The sequence below is a fragment of the Enterobacter cloacae complex sp. 2021EL-01169 genome (assembly GCF_020733125.1).
GTDB lineage: Bacteria > Pseudomonadota > Gammaproteobacteria > Enterobacterales > Enterobacteriaceae > Enterobacter > Enterobacter roggenkampii.
The window spans coordinates 227,645-249,492 of the sequence record NZ_JAJFTC010000005.1 but is presented as its reverse complement, the minus strand read 5'-3'; the positions used below and the strand labels follow the sequence as shown (position 1 = coordinate 249,492).

At 60.6% G+C, this 21,848-nt stretch carries 23 protein-coding genes; 13 read left to right on the top strand and 10 right to left on the bottom strand.

Annotated elements, in window-relative coordinates:
* The first annotated feature begins 87 nt into the window (after nucleotides 1-87).
* Complete coding sequence (gene ascF / locus LLF79_RS15525) at nucleotides 88-1,539, top strand: PTS cellobiose/arbutin/salicin transporter subunit IIBC (RefSeq protein ID WP_008499568.1); 1,452 nt, start codon at nucleotides 88-90, stop codon at nucleotides 1,537-1,539.
* An 18-nt stretch (nucleotides 1,540-1,557) separates the two neighbouring features.
* Nucleotides 1,558-2,982 (top strand): 6-phospho-beta-glucosidase, encoded by a 1,425-nt coding sequence (locus LLF79_RS15520; RefSeq protein ID WP_045354360.1) that lies wholly within the window; start codon nucleotides 1,558-1,560, stop codon nucleotides 2,980-2,982.
* An 81-nt stretch (nucleotides 2,983-3,063) separates the two neighbouring features.
* Here the strand turns inward: LLF79_RS15520 and hycI are convergent, their stop codons facing one another.
* The 9 genes from hycI to hycA form a co-directional block, all read right to left on the bottom strand.
* Complete coding sequence (gene hycI, locus LLF79_RS15515; RefSeq protein ID WP_046091884.1) at nucleotides 3,064-3,519, bottom strand: hydrogenase maturation peptidase HycI; 456 nt, start codon at nucleotides 3,517-3,519, stop codon at nucleotides 3,064-3,066.
* Nucleotides 3,512-3,922 (bottom strand): formate hydrogenlyase maturation HycH family protein, encoded by a 411-nt coding sequence (locus LLF79_RS15510; RefSeq protein ID WP_227879835.1) that lies wholly within the window; start codon nucleotides 3,920-3,922, stop codon nucleotides 3,512-3,514. The genes hycI and LLF79_RS15510 overlap by 8 nt, the downstream gene beginning before the upstream one ends.
* Nucleotides 3,919-4,686 (bottom strand): NADH-quinone oxidoreductase subunit B family protein, encoded by a 768-nt coding sequence (locus LLF79_RS15505; RefSeq protein ID WP_227879833.1) that lies wholly within the window; start codon nucleotides 4,684-4,686, stop codon nucleotides 3,919-3,921. Before LLF79_RS15505 ends, LLF79_RS15510 begins: the two co-directional genes overlap by 4 nt.
* The gene (locus LLF79_RS15500; protein ID WP_008499573.1) at nucleotides 4,686-5,228 is read right to left on the bottom strand and encodes a formate hydrogenlyase complex iron-sulfur subunit; all 543 of its coding nucleotides are present in this window, start codon (nucleotides 5,226-5,228) and stop codon (nucleotides 4,686-4,688) included. Before LLF79_RS15500 ends, LLF79_RS15505 begins: the two co-directional genes overlap by 1 nt.
* A 9-nt stretch (nucleotides 5,229-5,237) precedes the next feature.
* Nucleotides 5,238-6,947, bottom strand: coding sequence for a formate hydrogenlyase subunit HycE (gene hycE / locus LLF79_RS15495; protein ID WP_227879831.1), 1,710 nt, complete (start codon nucleotides 6,945-6,947; stop codon nucleotides 5,238-5,240).
* A 15-nt stretch (nucleotides 6,948-6,962) separates the two neighbouring features.
* The gene (locus LLF79_RS15490) at nucleotides 6,963-7,886 is read right to left on the bottom strand and encodes a respiratory chain complex I subunit 1 family protein (RefSeq protein ID WP_135345446.1); all 924 of its coding nucleotides are present in this window, start codon (nucleotides 7,884-7,886) and stop codon (nucleotides 6,963-6,965) included.
* Between the two features lies 1 nt (nucleotide 7,887).
* On the bottom strand, nucleotides 7,888-9,702 hold the full coding sequence (gene hycC / locus LLF79_RS15485) for a formate hydrogenlyase subunit 3 (protein ID WP_227879830.1): 1,815 nt from the start codon (nucleotides 9,700-9,702) through the stop codon (nucleotides 7,888-7,890).
* Nucleotides 9,699-10,307, bottom strand: a complete 609-nt coding sequence (locus LLF79_RS15480) for a 4Fe-4S dicluster domain-containing protein (protein ID WP_023294427.1) — start codon at nucleotides 10,305-10,307, stop codon at nucleotides 9,699-9,701. The genes hycC and LLF79_RS15480 overlap by 4 nt, the downstream gene beginning before the upstream one ends.
* Nucleotides 10,308-10,377: 70 nt before the next feature.
* Complete coding sequence (gene hycA, locus LLF79_RS15475) at nucleotides 10,378-10,842, bottom strand: formate hydrogenlyase regulator HycA (protein ID WP_023294428.1); 465 nt, start codon at nucleotides 10,840-10,842, stop codon at nucleotides 10,378-10,380.
* 210 nt (nucleotides 10,843-11,052) lie between these two features.
* Between hycA and hypA the strand changes: the two genes are divergently transcribed.
* The 10 genes from hypA to LLF79_RS15425 all read left to right on the top strand — a co-directional run bounded on the left by hypA (nucleotide 11,053) and on the right by LLF79_RS15425 (nucleotide 20,988).
* Nucleotides 11,053-11,403, top strand: coding sequence for a hydrogenase maturation nickel metallochaperone HypA (gene hypA, locus LLF79_RS15470; protein WP_023294429.1), 351 nt, complete (start codon nucleotides 11,053-11,055; stop codon nucleotides 11,401-11,403).
* Between the two features lie 3 nt (nucleotides 11,404-11,406).
* On the top strand, nucleotides 11,407-12,270 hold the full coding sequence (hypB, locus tag LLF79_RS15465) for a hydrogenase nickel incorporation protein HypB (protein ID WP_008499581.1): 864 nt from the start codon (nucleotides 11,407-11,409) through the stop codon (nucleotides 12,268-12,270).
* Nucleotides 12,261-12,533 carry a HypC/HybG/HupF family hydrogenase formation chaperone gene (locus LLF79_RS15460; RefSeq protein ID WP_008499582.1) on the top strand — a complete coding sequence of 91 codons (273 nt, stop codon included), beginning with the start codon at nucleotides 12,261-12,263 and terminating at the stop codon, nucleotides 12,531-12,533. Before hypB ends, LLF79_RS15460 begins: the two co-directional genes overlap by 10 nt.
* Before the next feature lie 2 nt (nucleotides 12,534-12,535).
* Nucleotides 12,536-13,657, top strand: a complete 1,122-nt coding sequence (gene hypD, locus LLF79_RS15455) for a hydrogenase formation protein HypD (RefSeq protein ID WP_227879829.1) — start codon at nucleotides 12,536-12,538, stop codon at nucleotides 13,655-13,657.
* On the top strand, nucleotides 13,654-14,664 hold the full coding sequence (gene hypE, locus LLF79_RS15450; RefSeq protein WP_227879827.1) for a hydrogenase expression/formation protein HypE: 1,011 nt from the start codon (nucleotides 13,654-13,656) through the stop codon (nucleotides 14,662-14,664). Before hypD ends, hypE begins: the two co-directional genes overlap by 4 nt.
* A gap of 64 nt (nucleotides 14,665-14,728) precedes the next feature.
* Entirely contained in the window at nucleotides 14,729-16,801 is a 2,073-nt protein-coding gene (flhA, locus tag LLF79_RS15445; RefSeq protein WP_021241929.1) for a formate hydrogenlyase transcriptional activator FlhA, read from the top strand.
* Between the two features lie 153 nt (nucleotides 16,802-16,954).
* Nucleotides 16,955-17,953 (top strand): ABC transporter substrate-binding protein, encoded by a 999-nt coding sequence (locus LLF79_RS15440; protein WP_023325969.1) that lies wholly within the window; start codon nucleotides 16,955-16,957, stop codon nucleotides 17,951-17,953.
* A complete protein-coding gene (locus LLF79_RS15435; protein WP_025912391.1) occupies nucleotides 17,953-18,990 on the top strand; it encodes an iron ABC transporter permease in 1,038 nt (345 codons plus the stop codon). Before LLF79_RS15440 ends, LLF79_RS15435 begins: the two co-directional genes overlap by 1 nt.
* Nucleotides 18,990-19,751, top strand: coding sequence for an ABC transporter ATP-binding protein (locus LLF79_RS15430; protein WP_227879825.1), 762 nt, complete (start codon nucleotides 18,990-18,992; stop codon nucleotides 19,749-19,751). Before LLF79_RS15435 ends, LLF79_RS15430 begins: the two co-directional genes overlap by 1 nt.
* A gap of 16 nt (nucleotides 19,752-19,767) precedes the next feature.
* The gene (locus tag LLF79_RS15425; protein WP_227879823.1) at nucleotides 19,768-20,988 is read left to right on the top strand and encodes an MFS transporter; all 1,221 of its coding nucleotides are present in this window, start codon (nucleotides 19,768-19,770) and stop codon (nucleotides 20,986-20,988) included.
* Between the two features lie 5 nt (nucleotides 20,989-20,993).
* On the opposite strand, the gene LLF79_RS15420 is transcribed toward LLF79_RS15425, so the two are convergent.
* Nucleotides 20,994-21,338, bottom strand: coding sequence for a nitrous oxide-stimulated promoter family protein (locus LLF79_RS15420; RefSeq protein WP_008499590.1), 345 nt, complete (start codon nucleotides 21,336-21,338; stop codon nucleotides 20,994-20,996).
* A gap of 175 nt (nucleotides 21,339-21,513) precedes the next feature.
* Between LLF79_RS15420 and LLF79_RS15415 the strand changes: the two genes are divergently transcribed.
* Nucleotides 21,514-21,744: a SymE family type I addiction module toxin gene (locus LLF79_RS15415; protein ID WP_126785864.1), complete on the top strand. Its 231-nt coding sequence runs from the start codon at nucleotides 21,514-21,516 to the stop codon at nucleotides 21,742-21,744.
* The last annotated feature ends 104 nt before the right edge of the window (nucleotides 21,745-21,848 follow it).

Sequence of the window (21,848 nt, the reverse complement as noted above, 5' to 3'; positions counted from 1 at the left end):
GCGATCTTGTTTCATTCATAAAAACTCATGATGATTATGTGGAACCGGTTTCCTACATTTCACACAACGATAACAGGATCACATCCGATGGCCAAAAATTACGCTGCGCTGGCGAACGACGTTATCAGCGCGCTGGGCGGCAAAGAGAACATCGTCGCCGTCACCCACTGCATGACGCGACTGCGTTTCGTTCTGAAAGACGAAACCCTCACCGACGCCGCGCGCCTGAAAAGCATCAGCGGCGTGCTCGGCGTGGTGCGTAACGACAACCAGTGCCAGGTGATTATTGGCAATACCGTCTCTCAGGCGTACCGCGAGGTGGTAAGCCTGCTGCCCGCTGACCTGCAGCCCGCGGTGCCGGAAGGCCCGCAAAAGCTGACGTTACGCCGCATTGGCGCCGGGATCCTCGACGCGCTGATCGGCACCATGTCCCCGCTGATCCCGGCGATCATCGGCGGCTCGATGGTCAAGCTGCTGGCGATGATCCTCGAGATGACCGGCGTGCTGCCCAAAGGCGCACCGACGCTCACCATTTTGACCGTCATCGGCGACGGCGCGTTCTTCTTCCTGCCGCTGATGGTGGCGGCCTCGGCGGCGGTGAAATTCAAAACCAACATGTCGCTGGCGATAGCCATTGCGGGCGTGCTGGTGCACCCGAGCTTTATCGAGCTGATGGCGAAAGCCGCGCAGGGCGAGCACGTTGAGTTCGCCTTTATCCCGGTGACGGCGGTGAAATACACCTACACCGTCATCCCCGCGCTGGTGATGACCTGGTGCCTGTCGTACATCGAACGCTGGGTGGATCGCATCACCCCGGCGGTGACGAAAAACTTCCTCAAGCCGATGCTGATCGTGCTGATTGCCGCCCCGCTCGCCATCGTGCTGATTGGCCCGCTGGGGATCTGGATCGGTAGCGCCATCTCCGCGCTGGTCTACACCATTCACGGCTACCTGGGCTGGCTCTCCGTGGCGATCATGGGCGCATTGTGGCCGCTGCTGGTGATGACCGGGATGCACCGCGTCTTTACGCCGACCATCATTCAGACCATTGCCGAAACGGGCAAGGAAGGGATGGTGATGCCGTCGGAAATTGGCGCCAACCTGTCGCTCGGCGGTTCGTCGCTGGCGGTGGCGTGGAAAACGAAAAACCCGGAGCTGCGCCAGACGGCGCTGGCGGCGGCGGCCTCCGCCATCATGGCGGGGATCTCTGAACCGGCCCTGTACGGCGTCGCGATCCGTCTGAAACGCCCGCTGATTGCCAGCCTGATCAGCGGCTTTATCTGCGGCGCGGTGGCGGGCATAGCCGGTCTTGCCAGCCATTCGATGGCGGCACCGGGGCTGTTCACCAGCGTGCAGTTCTTCGACCCGGCCAACCCGATGACCATCGTCTGGGTGTTTGGCGTGATGGGTCTGGCAGTGGTGCTGTCGTTTATTCTGACCCTGATACTGGGCTTTGAGGATATTCCGGTCGAAGACGAGGCTGAAAAAGCGCGCGCCCTGCAGACCGCACCGGTACAGAACAACGCAGCAAAAGCATAAATTGAAAGCGAGGTAAGAATGTCTGTTTTTCCACAAGGATTTTTATGGGGCGGCGCGCTTGCCGCCAACCAGAGCGAAGGGGCTTACCGTGAAGGCGGCAAAGGGTTGACGACGGTCGATATGATCCCCCACGGCGCGAATCGCCTGGCAGTGAAGCTCGGTAAGGAAAAGCGTTTCTCGCTGCGTGACGACGAGTTCTACCCGAGCCACGAGGCGATTGATTTTTACCATCGCTATAAAGAGGACATCGCCCTGATGGCGGAGATGGGCTTTACGGTGTTCCGCACCTCGATCGCCTGGAGCCGCCTCTATCCGAACGGCGACGAGCCGCTGCCGAACAAAGAAGGCATTGCCTTTTACCGCGCGGTGTTCGAGGAGTGCAAAAAATACAACATCGAGCCGCTGGTGACCCTCTGCCACTTTGACGTGCCGATGCACCTGGTGACGGAATACGGCTCCTGGCGCAACCGCAAGATGGTCGATTTCTTCGCCCGCTACGCCCGCACCTGCTTCGAAGAATTTAACGGGTTGGTGAAATACTGGCTGACCTTCAACGAAATCAACATCATGCTGCACAGCCCGTTTTCCGGCGCGGGACTGGTGTTTGAGGAAGGCGAAAACGAAGACCAGGTGAAATACCAGGCCGCGCACCACGAGCTGGTGGCGAGCGCGCTGGCGACCAAAATTGCCCACGAGGTAAACCCGGAAAACCAGGTGGGCTGCATGCTGGCGGGCGGTAACTTCTACCCCTACTCCTGCAAGCCGGAAGACGTGTGGATGGCGCTGGAGAAAGACCGCGAGAACCTGTTCTTTATCGACGTGCAGGCGCGCGGCCGCTATCCTGCCTATTCTGCCCGCGTGTTCCGCGAGAAAGGCGTGGTGATTGTTAAAGACCCGGGCGATGACGAACTGCTGAAAAATACCGTCGATTTTGTCTCGTTTAGCTACTACGCCTCGCGCTGCGCCTCGGCGGACATGAACGCGGGCAACACCAGCGCGGCGAACATCGTGAAGTCCCTGCGCAACCCGCACATTCAGGTGAGCGAATGGGGCTGGGGCATCGACCCGCTCGGGCTGCGCATCACCATGAACATGATGTACGACCGCTATCAGAAGCCGCTGTTCCTGGTGGAGAACGGCCTGGGAGCGAAAGACGTCGTTGATGAAAACGGCGAGATTAACGACGACTACCGCATCAGCTACCTGCGCGAGCACATCCGCGCAATGGGCGACGCGATTGAGGACGGCGTGCCGCTGATGGGCTACACCACCTGGGGCTGCATTGACCTGGTCTCGGCCTCAACCGGTGAGATGAGCAAGCGCTACGGGTTTGTGTACGTTGACCGCGACGACGCCGGAAACGGCACGCTGGAACGGAAACGCAAGAAATCGTTCGGATGGTATAAGAAGGTGATTGCGAGTAACGGGGCGGATCTCGAGTAGCCTGTTTTGCCGGGTGGCGGCTTCGCCTTACCCGGCCTACAAAACCGTAGGCCCGGTAAGCGTAGCGCCACCGGGCGCTGCTCAGAGCTGAGAAAAACCTCCATCCCCAACCCATCCCGCTAGCCGTGAATACACCACGTCCACCGCCTCTTTCACCGGCGGCGTCATCGGGTAATAAAACCCGACAATGTCCGGCTGAATGCCCAAAAACAGCACCTCGCCCACGTCACCTTTGATCTGATCCACGAGGTAGTTCAGCGGCATATTGTGGGTGGTCATCATAAACATCTCGGCGATGTCGTCCGGGTCAATCAGGCGGATCTCGCCGGGGTTGAGCCCCATATCGGTGGCATCGACGATTAACAGCCTGTCCGGATGCAGTTCACGGATGGCCACCACGTCGTTTTCCGGCGCGCTGCCGCCGTCAATCACCACCCAGTCGCCCTGCGGGTTGGCGGCACACATCTCTGCGAGCAGCGGACCCGCGCCGTCGTCGCCCATCATGCTGTTGCCGACACACAGTAAAACGTCAGTCACGTAATCTCCTCACCATCAGGTAGATGGCGCTCTCCTGATGAATATCATGCAGCATGCCGCGCAGCGTTTTGCTCCAAGTCTGCTGCTCGGGGGTTTGCCTGCCCAGCGCCGCGTCAAAGGCGTTGGCGAGCATGGCAATGTGGTTCACATCGATCACGATCTCGCCGTACTTCGGCACGCCTTCCATTTTGCGCCGCGCCGTGCTGCCCTCCTCCAGCGTGGCAATCCACGCCAGGTATTCCGGCCACGGACAGCTCAGCGCGGCCTCCAGGCAGTCAATCACCCCGAGGTGATGCCCAATCGCCAGGCTGTAATAGACCACCTGCTGCGCCGCATCCGGCGTGGCATCGTTCTCATCAATAAACTTACGGCTCAGCTGGCTGAACACCACCGTTTCACTCATCGGATACGCGCCTCATCGACGATGCTGTTCAGGTTCGCCACAATCTCATTGAGGCGCGGATCTTTTTCCGCCTCCAGCCAGCGTGCGACCTGGTGGTCACCCTGGCTCAGCAGGCGCAGATAATCATCGGCAATCTGGCGCCCGTAGCGGTACCCCGCCAGCCTGCGCGCCGTGCGGTCAACCTTCACCCGCAGCGGCTGCACCATGTCCGGGTGCAGAATGGCGGCCGGCTGGTTGTCGAGTTCGCCCGGCTCGCGGGCGTGGATTTTCTGCTCCAGCAGGCCGAGCGCCATCGCAAAGCCGTACAGCGTGGCGGCGGGCGTCGGTGGGCAGCCCGGAATGTAGACGTCCACCGGCACGATTTTGTCGGTGCCGCCCCAGACGCAGTAGAGGTCATGGAAGATGCCGCCGCTGTTGCCGCAGGCGCCGTACGAGATGCAGATTTTCGGGTCCGGCGTGGACTGCCAGGCGCGCAGCGCGGGCGAGCGCATGGCGCGGGTGACGGCCCCGGTGAACAGCAGGATGTCCGCATGACGCGGGGACGGCACCACCTTGATGCCGAAGCGCTCGGCGTCAAACAGCGGCGACAGCGTAGCGAAGATCTCAATCTCGCAGCCGTTGCAGCCGCCGCAGTCCACGCGGTAGACGTAGGCCGAGCGTTTGATTTTTTTCAGCAGCGACGCCTTCATGCTGGCGATGGATTCGTCCACCGTCATCGGCACCGGAATGCCGTTCGCGTCGCGCGGGCCCAGTAGGTTTTCCATCAGCTGGCCTCTCTCATGTGGCGGGTGATATCAATGCGGTCGGACGGCAGCAGGCATTTCTGACGCTTGCACGCCGGGCAGGTTTCGAAGCTTTCGCGGTGGTGTTCCGCGCGCGCGTCGCCGTTGTGCTGCAGCAGCGCGATGGCGTAATCGATCTCTTTTTGCACGGCGAACGGGCGCTGGCAGACCCGGCAGTGGCACAGGTCAAAGCGCGACTGCTGCAGGAAATCCTCTTTCTTCCACACCGCCAGCTCGTACTCCTGAGACAGGCGAATGGCGACCGTCGGGCAGACCTCCTCACAGCGGCCGCAGAAGATGCAGCGTCCAAGGTTAAACTGCCAGGCCAGCTCGCCGGTTTTGAGATCCGTTTCCACCGTCAGGGCATTCGACGGACAGGCGTTGACGCAGGCCGCGCAGCCGATGCACTGCTGCGGGTTGTGCTCCGGCTTGCCGCGAAAGTTTTTGTCGACCGGCATCGGCTCCAGCGGATAGCGGCTGGTCTGCGTGCCGGTTTTGATCACTTTTTTGATAAAGGTAAACATGGCGAGTCCTTATTTCAGCGGCGAGTTCTTACGCTCGATGCTGTAGCGCTCAAGCTCTTTGTACGGCACCACCTGGCTTTTCTTCTTGCGCACGTCCACGACGGTCATGCGGTCGGTGCAGGAGTAGCACGGGTCGAGGCTGCCGATGATCAGCGGCGCGTCGGAGACCGTGTTGCCGCGCAGCATATAGCGCAGGGTTGGCCAGTTGGCGTAGGTCGCCGCACGGCAGCGCCAGCGGTAGAGCTTCTGGTTGTCGCCGGTCATGCTCCAGTGGATGTCGTCCCCGCGCGGCGCTTCGGCAAAGCCGAGGGCAAAGCGGTTTGGAATGTAGGTGAAGCCTTCCACCATCAGCGGGCCGCCCGGCAGGTTGTCCAGACCGAAGTCGATCATGTTCAGCGCGGTGAACACCTCGTTGATGCGCACCTTCAGGCGGGAGATGACGTCGCAGCCCTGCTCGCTGTGCACGGTCATCGGCAGCAGGCCGTAGCCGACGAACGGGTGATCGGCGCGGGTGTCGCGGGCGTGGCCGCTGGCGCGCACCATCGGGCCGACGTTGCTGAAGTCGCGGGCAATCTCCGGGTCAAGACGGCCAATGCCCACGGTGCGCTGCTCGATGTTGGGGGTGCTGAGCAGCATATCCACCAGCTCCTGCACGTCCCGGCGCATCTGCTGCGCCAGCTGGCGGGTCTGGATCATGTCGTTTTTCAGCAGGTCGCGGCGGATCCCGCCGATCAGGTTCAGACCGTAGGTTTTGCGCGCCCCGGTGAGGATCTCCGCCATCTTCATCGACGCTTCGCGCACGCGGAAGAACTGCATAAACCCGGAGTCAAAGCCGACGAAGTGGCAGGCCAGGCCGAGGTTCAGCAGGTGCGAGTGCAGGCGCTCCACCTCCAGCAGGATGGCGCGGATCATCTGCGCGCGTTCCGGCACCACGATCCCCATGCCGTTCTCTACCGAGGTGGTGTAGGCGGTGCTGTGGGCGAAGCCGCAGATGCCGCACACGCGGTCAGAAAGAAACGTCACTTCGTTGTAGCCCATGCGGGTCTCCGCCAGCTTCTCCATGCCGCGGTGGACGTAGAACAGGCGGTAGTCGGCGTCGATAATGTTTTCGCCGTCAACGAACAGGCGGAAGTGGCCCGGTTCGTCAGAGGTGACGTGCAGCGGGCCGATCGGCACCACGTTATTCTTCTTGCTGCCCAGCTCGTTGATGAACTCGTAGGTTTCGCTGTCGGTAGTCGGCGCCGGACGCTGGCGGTAGTCCATGCTGCCTTTGCGCAGCGGATAGAGTTCGTCCGGCCAGTCGTCCGGCAGCACCAGACGGCGCTCGTCCGGCAGGCCAACCGGCACCAGGCCATACATGTCGCGCACTTCGCGCTCGCCCCAGACGGCGGCGGGCACGCGCGGCGTGACGGACGGGTATTCCGGTTTATTCGGGTCGACCTCGACGCGCACGGTGATCCAGCACTTCTCGCCCTGCTCCATCGACATCACGTAGTACACCGCGTAACTGCCGCACAGCTGGCGCTCGTCGTTACCGAACAGCACCGACAGCCAGCCGCCCTGCCGGTAGTAGAGAAACTCCACCACTTCCGGCAGATAGTTCACCTTAATGGTGACGGTGATCTGGTCTTTGGTTTGCCAGGACTCCTCCAGCACCACGCCCGGGAAAGCCTGATGCAACGCGGCGAGATACTGCTGACCTTTCTTTTCTTCAGACATAAATACTCTCTTTAATCACGCCACCAGCAAGGAGACGAACGCTAAAAATGCAAAACCAAACCCGGCCCAGGTGATGCGGGACGTTTCCACAAAACGCAGGCGCGCCATGCTGTTTTCGAACAGGGCAATCACCAGCACGCCGACCAGCAGCTTGAGGGCGGCAACCACGACGGCCAGCAGCAGACCGCCCGCGGAGAAGTGCGTCATCTGCCCCCACGGGAAGAAGACGCCGACAAACATCTGCAGCACCACCAGCTGTTTGAGGCTGATGCCCCACTTCAGCACCGCAAAGCCGTAGCCGCTGTATTCGGTGAGCGGCCCTTCCTGCAGCTCCTGCTCGGCTTCGGCCAGATCGAACGGCAGCTTGCCCATCTCGATAAACGTGGCGAACGCGCAGGCGCACAGCGCCAGCACCAGCGGAAGGGAGCGGGCAACTGGCCAGTGGTAAACGGTGTCGGTGATAAAGCTGATGTGCGTGGAACCCGCAACCTGCGCGGCGACCCACAGCCCCAGCAGCAGGATCGGCTCAACCAGCACGCCGAGCATCGCCTCGCGGCTGGCACCGATGCCGGTAAACGGGCTACCGGTGTCCAGGCCCGCAATCGCAAAGAAGAAGCGGGCGATGGCGAAGAGGTAGATAAGGGTAATCAGATCGCCAAGCACGGGCAGGGGCGAAGCCACCGTTACCACCGGCAGCGCGGTGGCGATGGTGAGCATCACGCCGACCATCACGAACGGCGTCAGGCGGAAGACCCAGCCTGCGGCATCCGGGGCCACGCTCTGGCGAGAAAGCAGCTTGAAGAGATCGCGGTACTCCTGCAGTACGCCAGGCCCGCGACGGTTGTGCATCCGGGCGCGCGCCACGCGCGTGATGCCCGACAGCAGCGGCGCGGCGGCGAACAGCACCAGCGCCTGAAGAATTGCCAGTAACAGACTCATGTCAGGCTCCTCGTGAAATCACAATCACTACCAGCACCGCCAGCTCGATCAACGCCAGACGGCGGAACAGCGCGGGCGCGGCAGCGTTCTGCCAGCCGGGTACCCAGCCCACCGGGTTCAGCCAGTGGCGCAGCTTCAGCATGGCGGCGAAGTTCTCTTTCACCGGCATAGCAAAACCGTGGGCGGTGATGACCATCGACTGTTCGTGTTCATAACCGCAGGCCCACGCGGCACCGCGCGAGCGGGAGGTGAGCCGGTCGCGTTTGAAGAACAGCATCAGCACGAACGGCAGCAGCGGCGCGGCAATCAGCAGCAGTGCAATCATCGGCTGGGAAACGACGGTGTGCGCCGTCTCAAGCGGCAGCGGAATGGCGTGGCCCAGCAGCGGCAGCAGCCACGGCGCGGCAACCCCGCCCGCGATGCAGCACAGCGCCAGCGCGACCACGCTTACGCCCATCAGTACCGGTGCGCAGCAGGCGTTCTCAGCCTCACGCGTACGCGGCGCACCAAGGAAGGTCACGCCGTAGACTTTCGCCATGCACATCACGGCCAGCGCCCCGGTAATCGCCAGCCCGACCGCCAGCAGCGGCCCCAGCAGGCGGGCGATAAACGCCTCGCTCTGACCGAGGGCGAAGAAGGACTGATAGATCACCCACTCCCCGGCAAAGCCGTTCAGCGGCGGCAGCGCGGCCATCGCCATCAGCCCGACCAGCATCGCCAGCGAAATCACCGGCATTTTTTTGCCAATCCCACCGAGCTTTTCGATATCCCGATGGCCGGTGCGGAACCAGACGCTGCCCGCCCCGAGGAACAGGGTGCTTTTAAACAGGCTGTGGTTAATCAGGTGATACAGACCGCCGATAAAGCCGGCGGCAATCAGCGCCGGTTGATTCAGCGCCAGCCCGGTCACGCCCGCGCCCATGCCGAGCAGGATGATGCCGATATTCTCCAGCGTGTGGTACGCCAGCAGGCGCTGGATATTGTGCTCCATCAGCGCGTACAGGCCGCCGATGAAGGCGGTGATCATGCCCGCAATCAGCAGCACCACGCCCCACCACAGCGGCGGCTGGCCGCTGGTCAGCGTAATCGCCAGAATCCCGAACAGACCGACCTTCATCACCACCACAGAAAACAGCGCGGCAGCGGGCGCGGAGGCATTCGCATGCGCCTGCGGCACCCAGCCGTGCAGCGGGATAATCCCGGCCAGCAGGCCAAAGCCGATCACGCCCAGCAGCCAGACGTCATTGCCCAGCGGATGCCCGTTAAGTGCAGCGAACTCCAGCGTGCCGAAACGCTGCCACACCCGCCAGCAGGCCAGCGCCAGCAGCAGCGTCCCGAGGCGTCCCAGCGCAAACCACACTTTCCCGGAGGCGCTGCAGCCGGTCAGGAACACGCCGCAGAGCGCCATGATCTCCGCCATCACCACCAGCGCGCCGAGGTTGCTGGCGATCACGGTGCAGACCGCCGTCGCCATCAGCAGGTTCACCAGCAGGCCGTTGGCTTTGGCGTGCGGATGGCGGTGCCAGTCGATATTGAACAGGCTGATAAACAGCCCGCACAGGCCAAAGGTCACCAGCCAGATGGCGTTCAGCGGCGTAATCGCAACGGTGTGGCGAATCAGCGGCATCACGGCCTCAGCGGACTGCCCGCCGAGCAGAACAACCCCACCCGCCGCCAGCGTCATCAGGCTGCCGACCGCCCCGCCGATCCCGGCGATCCAGCCGCTCAGGGTTTTATGGAATGACAGAAGCCACGCCAGCACGGCGGCGGCGGCAAAGTACGCCACGGCGCTGGTAATCATCGTAATCGCGTTCATTTCACCCCCTCGTTGAGCGCCTGCAGAAGCGAAAGATCGCCGACGTCGGTATTAATGGTCAGCTCGCGCTTGCGCTTGCTGGTACGGGCGATGTCGCGAATGTTAACCAGAATCAGCGCTTTCGTCGGACAGGTCCGTACGCAGGCCGGGCCCTGTTCATCGAAGCTGCACAGGTCGCACTTCACCGCCACGGCACGGATGCCGGGCACCCAGTCCAGCAGCGTGCTGACGCGTGCAGGCGCCGGCGGCGCGGGCGGGGCTTTAGGCGAGTTGGCATTGGCCGGAATATGCAGCGGGCGGCTGCCGGAAAATTCAATCGCGCCGAACGGGCAGGCAATGCCGCACAGCTTGCAGCTTACGCACAGGCTTTCATTCAGCTGGACTGCGCCATCCACGCGGGTGATGGCATTTACAGGACAGACACCCGCGCACGGGGCATCTTCACAGTGATGGCAGAGCTGCGGGGCAGACTCTTTTTCATTACGCATGACGTGCAGGCGCGGCATGGACTGCAGCCCATGCAGGCGATGCGTTTCCGAACACGCCGCCTCACAGGTTCGACAGCCAATGCAGACCGTCGAGTCAGCAATTACAAAACGGTTCACCGGGTTATCCTCTGGTGATAGTCATTTTTGTCGAAAAACTGTCTTGTCGACACTTCTCGACACGCATGGGTCAGGCCACGTTCGCTGAGGTATTTCCGTCCATCAGCTGCTTCAGGTTGACCGGGAGATCGTGTTCAACGGCGGTGTACAGGCCGTTATAAACCGGGGCGATTTTTTCCAGATAGTGCTCCAGTACCTGCTGGCGATCGCGGTTGCTGACGTGGCCGTCCACCATGCCGTCAGCCATCAGCTGCGCCTTTGCAATACACTGTTTTTCACCGTCTTTTGTCTCGAGGTGGTACTCGATGGTGTGGCTGTTGAAGTTATCCGCCAGGGTGACGTTGATGATGAAATGGCCGAAGAGGACAAAGCGCATATCGCCCTGCGCCGCACAGCTCATCGCGTGGTGAAGACGCGCTTTCGACAAGGTAATGCCCTGAACCAGAGAGTTGCAGTAAAGGTGCCACTGGTCCTGTAACTGCTGATGACGCTGCGCGATGTATTCCGCTTTTTCGCTGATTTCCCAAATAGTCATAAAAGGTATCCGTTTAATGGAGATAGCGGCTGTTAAGCAGATTCCATGCCAGTTTTTATGCTTATGATTTTCAATGGATTTAATTAAAAATTCGCTGTCAACATCGCGGTGTCGACGTGTCATTTCGACAGCGGTGACATCGACACGCCTTAACAAAAATCAAGCTGGCACTGTTATTGCATTACCGGGGCAATTCATTGAGGAGGCGTCATGCACGAAATCACCCTCTGCCAGCGGGCTCTGGAACTTATCGAACAGCAGGCTGTGCAAAACCACGCGAAACGCGTCACCGGCGTCTGGCTGAAGGTCGGGGCGTTTTCCTGCGTCGAGACCAGCGCCCTGACCTTCTGTTTTGAGCTGGTGTGCCGCGGCACGCTGGCGGAAGGCTGCGAACTGCATATTGAGGAGCAGCAGGCGGAGTGCTGGTGCGAACAGTGTCAGCAGTACGTCACCCTGCTCTCATCAAAGGTACAGCGCTGTCCGCAGTGTCAGAGCTCCGGGCTGCGCATCGTGGCGGATGACGGCATGCAGATCCAACGCCTCGAAATCGAGAAGGAGTAAAGTATGTGTAGTACCTGCGGTTGCGCCGAAGGCAACCTGTATATAGAAGGGGATGAGCACCGTCCCCACTCCGCGTTTCGCTCCGCGCCCTTTTCCCCTGCCCCGCGCCCTGCGGCAGCCCTGACCGGCATTACCTTTGCGCCGCAGCGTTCCGACGCGGGCGACCTGCATTACGGCCACGGCGAAGCGGGTACCCACGCGCCGGGCATGAGCCAGCGCCAGATGCTGGACGTGGAAATCAACGTGCTGGACAAAAATAACCAGATCGCCACCCGCAACCGCGCCCGCTTCGCCGCCCGCAAACAGCTGGCGCTGAACCTGGTCTCCAGCCCCGGTTCCGGCAAAACCACGCTGCTGACCGAAACGCTCAAACGCCTCAACGGGCGCGTCTCCTGCGCGGTGATCGAGGGCGACCAGCAAACGGTAAACGACGCGGCGCGCATCCGCGAGACCGGCACCCCGGCAATACAGGTCAACACCGGCAAAGGGTGCCATCTGGATGCGCAGATGATTGCCGACGCCGCCCCGCGCCTGCCGCTGGCGGATAACGGCATCCTGTTTATTGAAAACGTCGGCAACCTGGTCTGCCCGGCGAGCTTCGATCTGGGTGAACGACACAAGGTGGCGGTGCTTTCGGTGACCGAGGGCGAAGACAAGCCGCTGAAATACCCCCACATGTTCGCCGCGGCATCCCTGATGCTGCTGAACAAAGTCGACCTGCTGCCGTACCTGAATTTCGACGTGGATAAGTGCCTGGCGTATGCCCGCGAGGTGAACCCGGAGATTGAGATCATGATGGTCTCCGCCACGCGCGGCGACGGCATGGACGGCTGGTTACGCTGGCTGGAGAACGAACGATGTGCATAGGCGTACCGGGACAAATCCATTCCCTCAACGGTAATCAGGCCAAAGTCGAGGTTTGCGGCATCCTGCGTGATGTAGACCTGACGCTGGTGGGCAGCACCGATGAAACGGGCGCGTCGCGTCTCGGCCAGTGGGTGCTGGTCCACGTGGGGTTTGCCATGAGCGTGATTAACGAAGCGGAAGCCCGCGACACGCTGGATGCGTTGCAAAACATGTTCGACGTGGAGCCGGACGTCGGCGCGCTGCTGTACGGCGAGGAGCGGTAATCATGCGTTACGTTGATGAATACCGCGCGCCGGAGCAGGTGCTGCAGCTTATCGGACACCTCAAAACGCGCGCGGCGCGGCTGGACTACACCAAAGAAAGGCCGCTGCGGATCATGGAGGTGTGCGGCGGGCACACGCACGCGATCTTCAAATTTGGCCTCGACCAGCTGCTGCCGGAGAACATTGAGTTTATCCACGGCCCCGGCTGCCCGGTCTGCGTGCTGCCAATGGGACGCATCGACAGCTGTATCGAGATTGCCAGCCGGCCCGACGTCATATTCTGCACCTTTGGCGACGCGATGCGCGTGCCGGGGAAAAACGGCTCGCTGCTGCAGGCGAAAGCGCGCGGGGCGGACATCCGGATCGTCTATTCGCCGATGGATGCCCTGACGCTGGCAGCGGATAACCCCGCGCGCAAGGTGGTATTTTTTGGCCTGGGGTTTGAAACCACCATGCCCGCCACCGCCATCACGCTGCAGCAGGCGAAAGCGCGCGGCGTCGATAACTTTTTCTTCTTCTGCCAGCACATTACGCTTATCCCCACCCTGCGCAGCCTGCTGGAAGCGCCAGGCAACGGCATTGACGCCTTTCTGGCACCGGGCCACGTCAGCATGGTGATTGGCACAGACGCCTACGGTTTTATCGCTGAACAGTACAATCGTCCGTTAGTGGTGGCTGGTTTCGAACCACTTGATCTACTGCAAGGTGTCACCATGCTGGTTGAGCAGAAAATAGCGGCCCTGAGCGCGGTCGAAAACCAGTACCGCCGCGTGGTGCCGGATGCCGGCAATGAACGGGCTCAGCGTGCCATTGCGGAGGTGTTCAGCGTCGAAGGCGACAGCGAGTGGCGAGGACTGGGGCTGATTACCGAATCCGGCGTGCGCCTGACGCCAGCCTATCGCGCGTTCGACGCCGAAGCGCATTTCCGCCCGCAGCCGCAGCAGGTTTGCGACGATCCCCGGGCCCGCTGTGGCGAGGTGCTCACCGGCAAATGCAAACCGCATCAGTGCCCGTTATTTGGCAAAACCTGTAACCCGCAAACGGCGTTTGGCGCGCTGATGGTCTCCTCCGAAGGGGCATGCGCCGCGTGGTATCAATATCGCAACCAGGAGTGTGAAGCATGAACACGGTGGAAATGGCGCACGGAAGCGGTGGACAGGCGATGCAGCAGCTGATTAACCGGCTGTTCATGGAGGCCTTTAACAACCCCTGGCTCGCCGAGCAGGAAGACCAGGCGCGCATTGACCTCGCCACCCTCACCGCCCTGGGCGACCAGCTGGCCTTCTCCACCGACAGCTACGTCATCGATCCGCTGTTCTTTCCCGGCGGCGATATCGGCAAGCTCGCCGTCTGCGGCACGGCCAACGACGTGGCCGTCAGCGGCGCCATTCCCCGCTACCTCTCCTGCGGATTCATCCTCGAAGAGGGTCTGCCGATGGAGACGCTCACGGCGGTGGTGAACAGCATGGCACACACCGCGCGCGAGGCGGGTATCGCTATCGTCACCGGGGACACCAAAGTGGTCCAGCGCGGTGCAGCCGATAAGCTGTTTATCAACACCGCCGGAATGGGGGCTATCCCCGCCAACATTCACTGGGGCGCACAGCGGCTTAGCGCGGGCGACGTGCTGCTGGTAACCGGCACGCTGGGCTGCCACGGAGCGACTATCCTTAACCTGCGCGAAGGCTTAGGGCTGGACGGTGAACTGCGCAGCGACTGCGCGGTGCTCACCCCGCTGATTCAGACGCTGTGTGCTATTCCCGGCGTGAAGGCCTTGCGTGATGCCACCCGCGGCGGGGTGAATGCCGTGGTTCACGAATTCGCCGCAAGCAGCGGGTGCGGAATTGAACTGACCGAGCGTGGCCTGCCTGTAAAAGCTGCCGTGCGGGGGCTGTGCGAACTATTGGGACTTGACCCACTGAACTTTGCTAACGAAGGCAAGCTGGTGATCGGCGTGGAACGCGCGGCGGCAGAAGCCGTTCTTGCTGAGCTGCGCGCGCATCCATTAGGGAAAGAGGCCGCCATCATTGGCGAAGTGGTTGAGCGCAAGGGGGTGCGCCTGACCGGACTTTACGGCGTGAAGCGCACGCTGGACCTGCCGCACGCGGAACCGTTACCCCGAATTTGCTAGAGCCGCGCCATAAGCGGTCAGCACTGAATGTCTCTTTTTTGCCAGTTTCTATTGGAAAGCAATAATGCCGTATACACCGATGAGCGATCTTGGACAGCAGGGCCTGTTTGATATCACGCGCACACTTTTACAGCAGCCCGATCTCGGCGCGCTGAGCGATGCCCTGACGCGGCTGGTCAGGCAATCAGCGCTGGCCGACAGCGCGGCGATTGTACTGTGGCATAGCGGAACGCACCGCGCGAGCTACTATTCAACGCGCGATAATGGCAAAACGTTTGAGTACGAAGACGAAACGTATCTCGCGCATGGCCCGGTGCGCCGTATTCTCTCCCGTCCGGAAGCGCTGCACTGCAACTTTGAGGAGTTCCGCACGGCGTGGCCGCGGCTCGCGGAGAGCAACCTCTACCAGCCGTTCGGCCACTACAGCATGCTGCCGCTCGCGGCGGAGGGACATATTTTTGGTGGCTGCGAGTTTATTCGCACGACCGACCAGCCCTGGAGCGAGGCGGAATACGAGCGTCTGCACACCTTTACCCAGATTGTGGCCGTCGTCGCGGAGCAGATCCAAAGCCGCGTGACCAATAACGTGGATTACGACCTGCTGAGCCGCGAGCGCGACAACTTCCGCATTCTGGTCGCCATCACCAACGCCGTGCTGTCGCGCCTTGATATGGACGAGCTGGTCAGCGAAGTCTCGAAGGAGATCCACCACTATTTCAAAATCGATGCCATCAGCATCGCGCTGCGCGGCCATCGCAAGGGCAAGCTGAACATCTACTCCACGCATTATCTGGATGAAGCCAACCCGGCGCACGAGCAGAGCGAAGTGGACGAAGCGGGCACCCTGTCTGAGCGGGTGTTTAAGAGCAAAGAGATCCTGCTGCTCAACCTGAGCGAGCAGGACCCGGTGGCACCGTACGAGCGGATGCTGTTTAACACCTGGGGCAACAAGATTCAGACCCTGTGCCTGCTTCCCCTGATGTCCGGCAACACCATGCTGGGTGTGCTGAAGCTGGCGCAGTGTGATGAAGCCGTGTTTACCACCGCCAACCTGAAGCTGCTGCGCCAGATCGCCGAGCGTATCTCCATCGCGCTGGATAACGCCCTCGCCTATCAGGAGATCCACCGCCTGAAAGAGCGGCTGGTGGATGAGAACCTGGCCCTGACCGAACAGCTCAACAACGTGGACAGCGAGTTTGGTGAAATCATCGGGCGCAGCGACGCCATGTACAGCGTGCTCAAGCAGGTTGAGATGGTGGCGCAAAGCGACAGCACGGTGCTGATCCTGGGCGAAACCGGTACGGGTAAAGAGCTGATTGCCCGCGCCATCCACAACCTGAGCAACCGCAACAGCCGTCGGATGGTGAAGATGAACTGCGCGGCGATGCCCGCAGGCCTGCTGGAAAGCGACCTGTTCGGCCACGAGCGCGGTGCATTCACCGGGGCCAGCAGCCAGCGGCTGGGCCGTTTTGAGCTGGCGGACAAGAGCTCGCTGTTTCTCGACGAAGTGGGCGATATGCCGCTGGAGCTACAGCCAAAACTGCTGCGCGTCCTGCAGGAGCAGGAGTTTGAACGTCTTGGCAGCAACAAGCTTATCCAGACTGACGTGCGGCTGATTGCCGCCACCAACCGCGACCTGAAAAAAATGGTCGCCGACCGCGAGTTTCGCAGCGATCTCTACTATCGCCTGAACGTCTTCCCGATCTTCCTGCCGCCGCTGCGCGAGCGCCCGGAAGATATTCCCCTGCTGGTCAAAGCGTTTACCGCCAAGATCGCGCGTCGGATGGGGCGAAACATCGACAGCATTCCTGCCGAGACGTTACGTACCCTTTCATCGATGGAGTGGCCCGGCAACGTGCGCGAGCTGGAAAACGTCATCGAGCGTGCGGTGCTGCTGACGCGCGGAAATGTCCTGCAGCTCTCCCTGCCTGAAGTGACGCTGCCTGACGTGACCGTGCCCGCCGCCGAGACGGCGAAAGAGGGAGAAGATGAATATCAGCTCATTATGCGCGTACTCAAAGAGACCAACGGCGTGGTCGCCGGGCCAAAAGGTGCCGCCCAGCGTTTAGGGTTAAAACGCACTACCCTGCTGTCGCGCATGAAGCGTCTCGGGATCGACAAAGAGAGCCTGGTTTAAGCCCCCAATCCGGCGGTGTTTTTCTGGCACCGCCTTTCGTTACCCTGCGCAATTGTCCCTCATTGACACAAAATCGTTTCCTCTGTATAAAATTCCGCCTTAATAATGAGTTTCATTTGCATCAATAATAATATTAATCAAGGGTAGCGTTTCATGAAGAAGGTCATCTGCGCGTTAGGCCTGGCGGTTGCGTCGGTCAGTTCTGCTCTGGCAACCACATATCCTCTGACGATTGAAAACTGTGGCTATAAAGAGACATTCACCAAAGCGCCGGAACGCGTCGTGGCTCTGGGTCAGAATACCGTCGAAATTCTGCTCCTGCTGGGGCTGGAAGATAAGGTGAAGGCCAGCGCCTTCTGGCCGACGAAAGTGCTGCCGCAGCTGGCGGAACAGAACGCAAAAATCAAAACCCTGACGGTCGAAATCCCTACCCTTGAATCCGTGCTTGCGCAAAATCCCGACTTTGTCCCCGCGCAGTCACCGCTGCTGCTGGGGCCAGAAAGCAAGGTCGCAAAACGCGACGATCTGATGACCCTGGGCGTGAACAGCTACGTGTCCCCGGGCATGTGTGCGACCAAAAAAGCCACCGGCGATATGTACGGCAGCCGCCAGAAACTGTGGGATATGACGTATCTCTATCAGGAGATTGAGGATTTCGCCAAAATCTTTAACGTTGAAGACCGCGGTCAGGCCGTGATTGCCGATTTCAAAAAACGTGAGGCCGACTTGCGTAAGGAATTCGGCAAGAACAAAAAAGATCTCTCCTTTGTTTTCTGGTTCTCCAGCTCCTCCCCTTCTGCGGACGCCTACGTAGGCGGTAAAAATAGCCCCTCCGGGTTTATCGCCAGCCTGATGGGCGGGCATAACGCCATCACCTCCGAGACCGAATGGCCAACTGTGGGCTGGGAAAGCATTATTGCCGCCAATCCGGATGTGATTGTGGTCTCGAGCCTGGATCGCAACCGCTGGGCGCTGGATAACGCGGAAGAGAAAATCAAATTCCTGAAAAGCGATCCGGCCGTCAGCCAGCTGGACGCGGTGAAAAAAGGCCATATCGTGGTGATGGACGGTCAGGCCATGAACCCGACAATTCGCACGATTTACGGGGCTGAGCAGGTTGGCGAACAGCTCAGAAAACTGGGGCTGAACTGATGACCACCGCTGTCCTTCAGGCCAGGCAGAGCCTGGTTCTGACGACCTCGTGTTTGCTCGCCTTTGTCCTGCTATTTCTGGTTATCGCGCTGAGCGTCAGCGTCGGCGAGCTGTCCATCCCGCTGGATAACGTGTTTTACGCCATCAGCAATAAAATGGGGCTCACCAATGTTCCGCTCACTCGCATCTATGAGAGCGTGATCTGGGACTTCCGCCTGAGCCGCGCGCTGGTGGCGGCCTGCTGCGGCGCAGGTCTGGCCATCTGCGGGGCCGTATTGCAGAGCCTGCTGAAGAACGCGCTGGCGGAACCCTACGTGCTCGGCGTATCCGCGGGCGCATCGACCGGGGCGGTTTCTGTCGTCGTGTTGGGGATCGGCACCGGTGCGGTGTCGCTCTCTGCCGGGGCCTTTGCCGGGGCGTTCGCCGCGTTTGCGTTTGTCGCGTTTCTGACGAACGGCGCGCGCGGCGGGAATGAACGTACGATTCTGGCAGGCGTCGCCGCCTCGCAGCTTTTTAACGCCATTACCGCCTACACCATTAGCACCTCCGCCAGTGCCCAGCAGGCGCGCGACGTGATGTTCTGGCTGCTGGGCAGCTTCAGCGGCGTACGCTGGCCTGAATTCCAGCTGGCACTGGTCGTGGTGCTGATTGGGTTAGCCGTGTGCCTCTACTATTCCCGGGCGCTGGATGCCTTTACGTTCGGTGATGACGCCGCGGCGTCGCTGGGCATTGCTGTCCCCTGGGTGCGCCTGGCGCTCTTTACCACCACCGCGCTGATTACCGCAACCATCGTCAGCATGGCGGGGTCAATCGGCTTTGTCGGGCTGGTGGTGCCGCACGTCATGCGTTTCCTGTTCGGGCCGCTCCACCGCACGCTGCTGATTGCCAGCGCGCTGGCAGGCGCGATCCTGATGGTGCTGGCAGACATTGCCTCGCGCATGCTGATTGCGCCGCAAAGCCTGCCCGTCGGCGTGGTCACCGCGCTGGTTGGCGTTCCGTTCTTTGCCGTGATTATCTACCGCTCAAGGAATAAGTGATGAGCATCTGCGCTGAAAATATTACCTGGAAGGTCGACAAAAAAGTCATCGTTAATGACGTCTCGCTGAAGGTTTCACGGGGCGAAACGGTAGGACTGCTTGGCCCTAACGGCTGCGGTAAATCGTCTCTTTTACGTATCCTCGCGGGGCTGCGTCGCCCGGATGCGGGCTGTGTGACGCTGGACGGCCAGGACATCTCTCGTATTGCCAAAAAGCAGCTGGCCCGCCGGGTCGCCTTCGTGGAGCAGCACGGCATGACTGACGCCAACATGCGCGTGCGCGACGTGGTCAAACTCGGGCGGATTCCGCACCACTCCGCCTTTTCCAACTGGAGCACGCACGATGACGAAACCGTCACCGCCGCTCTGCAGCGCGTGGATATGCTGGATAAAAGCGACCAGGGGTGGCTGAGTCTCTCCGGCGGTGAGCGCCAGCGCGTCCACATTGCCCGCGCGCTGGCCCAGACCCCGACGGAAATCCTGCTGGATGAACCAACAAACCACCTGGACATTCATCATCAGATGCAGCTGATGCAGTTGATCAGCGAATTACCGGTCACCAGCATTGTCGCTATCCACGATCTCAACCACGCCTCGATGTTCTGCGACTCGCTGATTGTGATGCAGAAAGGGCAAATTGTGGCGACGGGGACACCACAGGACATCCTGTCCGAGTCGTTGCTCTGGGACGTCTTCCGGGTCAAAACCAAAATCGAGATCTCGCCGTTCCATGGCAAAAAACACATTCACTTTATCGTTTAGGGGCGAGTGACCAACGATGCCCCTTCGCCCTGCCACCACGCTCTGGCCCCCCGTTTTACTGGGTAGCCAGTTTGTTTTTAACATCGGCTTTTACGCCGTTGTCCCCTTCCTGGCGATATTCCTGCGCGACGATATGCTGCTCTCCGGCGGGCTGATCGGGCTGATCCTCGGCCTGCGCACGTTCTCTCAGCAGGGGATGTTTATCGTCGGCGGCGCGCTCTCGGACCGGTTTGGCGCGAAAATCGTTATCCTGAGCGGGTGCATTATTCGCGTCACGGGGTATCTGCTGCTGGCGCTTGGTGAATCGCTGTGGCCGATTATTCTGGGCGCGTGCCTGACGGGGGTGGGCGGCGCGCTGTTTTCTCCTTCTATTGAGGCATTGCTGGCGAAAGCAGGCACGGATAGCGAGGCGAAAGGTAAACGAAGCCGGGCGGAGTGGTTCGCGCTGTTTGCGGTCTGCGGGGAACTCGGTGCGGTACTGGGCCCGGTTGCCGGCGCCCTGCTCACCGGCCTGGGCTTTCGCCAGGTGGCGCTGGCGGGCGCTGGAGTCTTTCTCGTTGCGCTGGTGGTTCTCTACTTTTGCCTGCCCGCGTCACGCCACGCCGCGCGGACGCTAAAGCTCGTTCCCTGGTGGACGACGTTCCGCCAGCCCCGCTTTGTCGCCTTTATCATTGCCTATAGCTCGTGGCTTTTAAGCTATAACCAGCTCTATCTGGCGCTGCCGGTAGAGATCCAGCGCTCCGGCGGTAACGAGAAAGATCTCGGCCCGCTTTTTATGCTGGCCTCTGTACTGATTGTTGCTTTACAGCTGCCGCTGGCGCGTTTCGCCCGGCGCGTGGGCGCGGTGAGGATCCTGCCGGTGGGCTTTTTATTCCTCTCCGCCGCCTTTGCAAGCGTGGCAATGTTTGCGCCGACGGCACCGCCTGAGGGCTGGCTGCGCCTGCTGCCGTCGGTCTGTTTCGTGACGCTGTTGACGCTGGGACAGATGCTGCTGGTACCCTCAGCTAAGGACCTGGTCCCCCGGTTTGCCGAGGAGTCCACGCTGGGGGCGCACTACGGCGCACTCGCCACCGCCGGAGGCATTGCGGTACTGGCCGGGAATTTGCTGTTTGGCAGCCTTCTGGATCGCGCGCTGGTGCCTTCAACGCAGGCGATGCTCCCCTGGCTGCTGCTGGCCCTCTTCCCGCTCTGCAGCGCGCTGGCCCTTAACGTGATTTGCCGCCCGCTCAGAAGCTGAACCGGTCACTTTTTCGGACGATACTTTTCCGGCAGTTCCGGTACGGGACGACGGTCATCCATCAGATGGCGGACGGTGAGAATGGGGTGACGCCAGAGCATTCGCGGGCCTGCCCAGCGCATAATCTGCTTCATCTCTTCGCGTTTTGCAGGCTGGTAGCAGTGGACCGGACACTGTTTACAGGCGGGCTTTTCCTCCCCGAAAACGCATTTATCCAGACGCTTATCGGCATAGGCATTTAGCGCCTGATAGTGCCCCTCTTCCACAGAGGCCTGAGGACACTGCTTCTGATACAGCGCGATCATTTTCGCGATGGTCTCTTTTTCGCGTGAAATTCGTTTACCGGACATAGCGACTTACCGAACAATAAAGTGCAAAAATAATACACCTTTCAATGCGGGATTTCAGTTATTGCATGTCGTTTTCTGAAGCCTGATTCCAGTTTTAGCCCTGCAAGGCCCAACCATCACTGGTATTTTATACAGGCATCAGTAATGACTTTTATCCGTGTTGTCGGGAGACCCTATGCAAGAACTCGCTATCAACAAACCCTATCGCCATTTAAAAGTGGGATATTTCAGAAAGCGCCATGAAGACCGCAATACCAAGATACCGAAGCGCTACAGCGTGCATGCGGCGCTGAGCTTAAAAGGAGACTGGCTTGAAAAGGCAGGGTTTACCACCCACTCCCGGGTGCGAGTGGGCGTAGAGCATGGAAAAATCGTCATTGAGCTCATGTCGGAAGATGCCTCGTAAAGCGGCGACATTTTTCTGCGCCGTACCTTTTTTTCATGCGACAATAGAAGGAACAAACGGCCACTGAGCCGCTCAAAACGGTTTATATTCAAAGAAATGGACAT

What these genes read in the sequence shown, in the direction of transcription:
- hypA (WP_023294429.1), top strand. Translation starts at nt 11,053, where the DNA reads ATGCACGAAATCACCCTCTGCCAGCGGGCTCTGGAACTTATCGAACAG.
- hycC (WP_227879830.1), bottom strand. Translation starts at nt 9,702, where the DNA reads ATGAACGCGATTACGATGATTACCAGCGCCGTGGCGTACTTTGCCGCC.
- ascF (WP_008499568.1), top strand. Translation starts at nt 88, where the DNA reads ATGGCCAAAAATTACGCTGCGCTGGCGAACGACGTTATCAGCGCGCTG.
- LLF79_RS15435 (WP_025912391.1), top strand. Translation starts at nt 17,953, where the DNA reads ATGACCACCGCTGTCCTTCAGGCCAGGCAGAGCCTGGTTCTGACGACC.
- LLF79_RS15460 (WP_008499582.1), top strand. Translation starts at nt 12,261, where the DNA reads ATGTGCATAGGCGTACCGGGACAAATCCATTCCCTCAACGGTAATCAG.
- hypD (WP_227879829.1), top strand. Translation starts at nt 12,536, where the DNA reads ATGCGTTACGTTGATGAATACCGCGCGCCGGAGCAGGTGCTGCAGCTT.
- LLF79_RS15425 (WP_227879823.1), top strand. Translation starts at nt 19,768, where the DNA reads ATGCCCCTTCGCCCTGCCACCACGCTCTGGCCCCCCGTTTTACTGGGT.
- flhA (WP_021241929.1), top strand. Translation starts at nt 14,729, where the DNA reads ATGCCGTATACACCGATGAGCGATCTTGGACAGCAGGGCCTGTTTGAT.
- hycE (WP_227879831.1), bottom strand. Translation starts at nt 6,947, where the DNA reads ATGTCTGAAGAAAAGAAAGGTCAGCAGTATCTCGCCGCGTTGCATCAG.
- LLF79_RS15520 (WP_045354360.1), top strand. Translation starts at nt 1,558, where the DNA reads ATGTCTGTTTTTCCACAAGGATTTTTATGGGGCGGCGCGCTTGCCGCC.
- LLF79_RS15420 (WP_008499590.1), bottom strand. Translation starts at nt 21,338, where the DNA reads ATGTCCGGTAAACGAATTTCACGCGAAAAAGAGACCATCGCGAAAATG.
- LLF79_RS15490 (WP_135345446.1), bottom strand. Translation starts at nt 7,886, where the DNA reads ATGAGTCTGTTACTGGCAATTCTTCAGGCGCTGGTGCTGTTCGCCGCC.
- LLF79_RS15510 (WP_227879835.1), bottom strand. Translation starts at nt 3,922, where the DNA reads ATGAGTGAAACGGTGGTGTTCAGCCAGCTGAGCCGTAAGTTTATTGAT.
- LLF79_RS15430 (WP_227879825.1), top strand. Translation starts at nt 18,990, where the DNA reads ATGAGCATCTGCGCTGAAAATATTACCTGGAAGGTCGACAAAAAAGTC.
- hycA (WP_023294428.1), bottom strand. Translation starts at nt 10,842, where the DNA reads ATGACTATTTGGGAAATCAGCGAAAAAGCGGAATACATCGCGCAGCGT.
- LLF79_RS15440 (WP_023325969.1), top strand. Translation starts at nt 16,955, where the DNA reads ATGAAGAAGGTCATCTGCGCGTTAGGCCTGGCGGTTGCGTCGGTCAGT.
- LLF79_RS15505 (WP_227879833.1), bottom strand. Translation starts at nt 4,686, where the DNA reads ATGGAAAACCTACTGGGCCCGCGCGACGCGAACGGCATTCCGGTGCCG.
- hypB (WP_008499581.1), top strand. Translation starts at nt 11,407, where the DNA reads ATGTGTAGTACCTGCGGTTGCGCCGAAGGCAACCTGTATATAGAAGGG.
- LLF79_RS15500 (WP_008499573.1), bottom strand. Translation starts at nt 5,228, where the DNA reads ATGTTTACCTTTATCAAAAAAGTGATCAAAACCGGCACGCAGACCAGC.
- LLF79_RS15415 (WP_126785864.1), top strand. Translation starts at nt 21,514, where the DNA reads ATGCAAGAACTCGCTATCAACAAACCCTATCGCCATTTAAAAGTGGGA.
- hypE (WP_227879827.1), top strand. Translation starts at nt 13,654, where the DNA reads ATGAACACGGTGGAAATGGCGCACGGAAGCGGTGGACAGGCGATGCAG.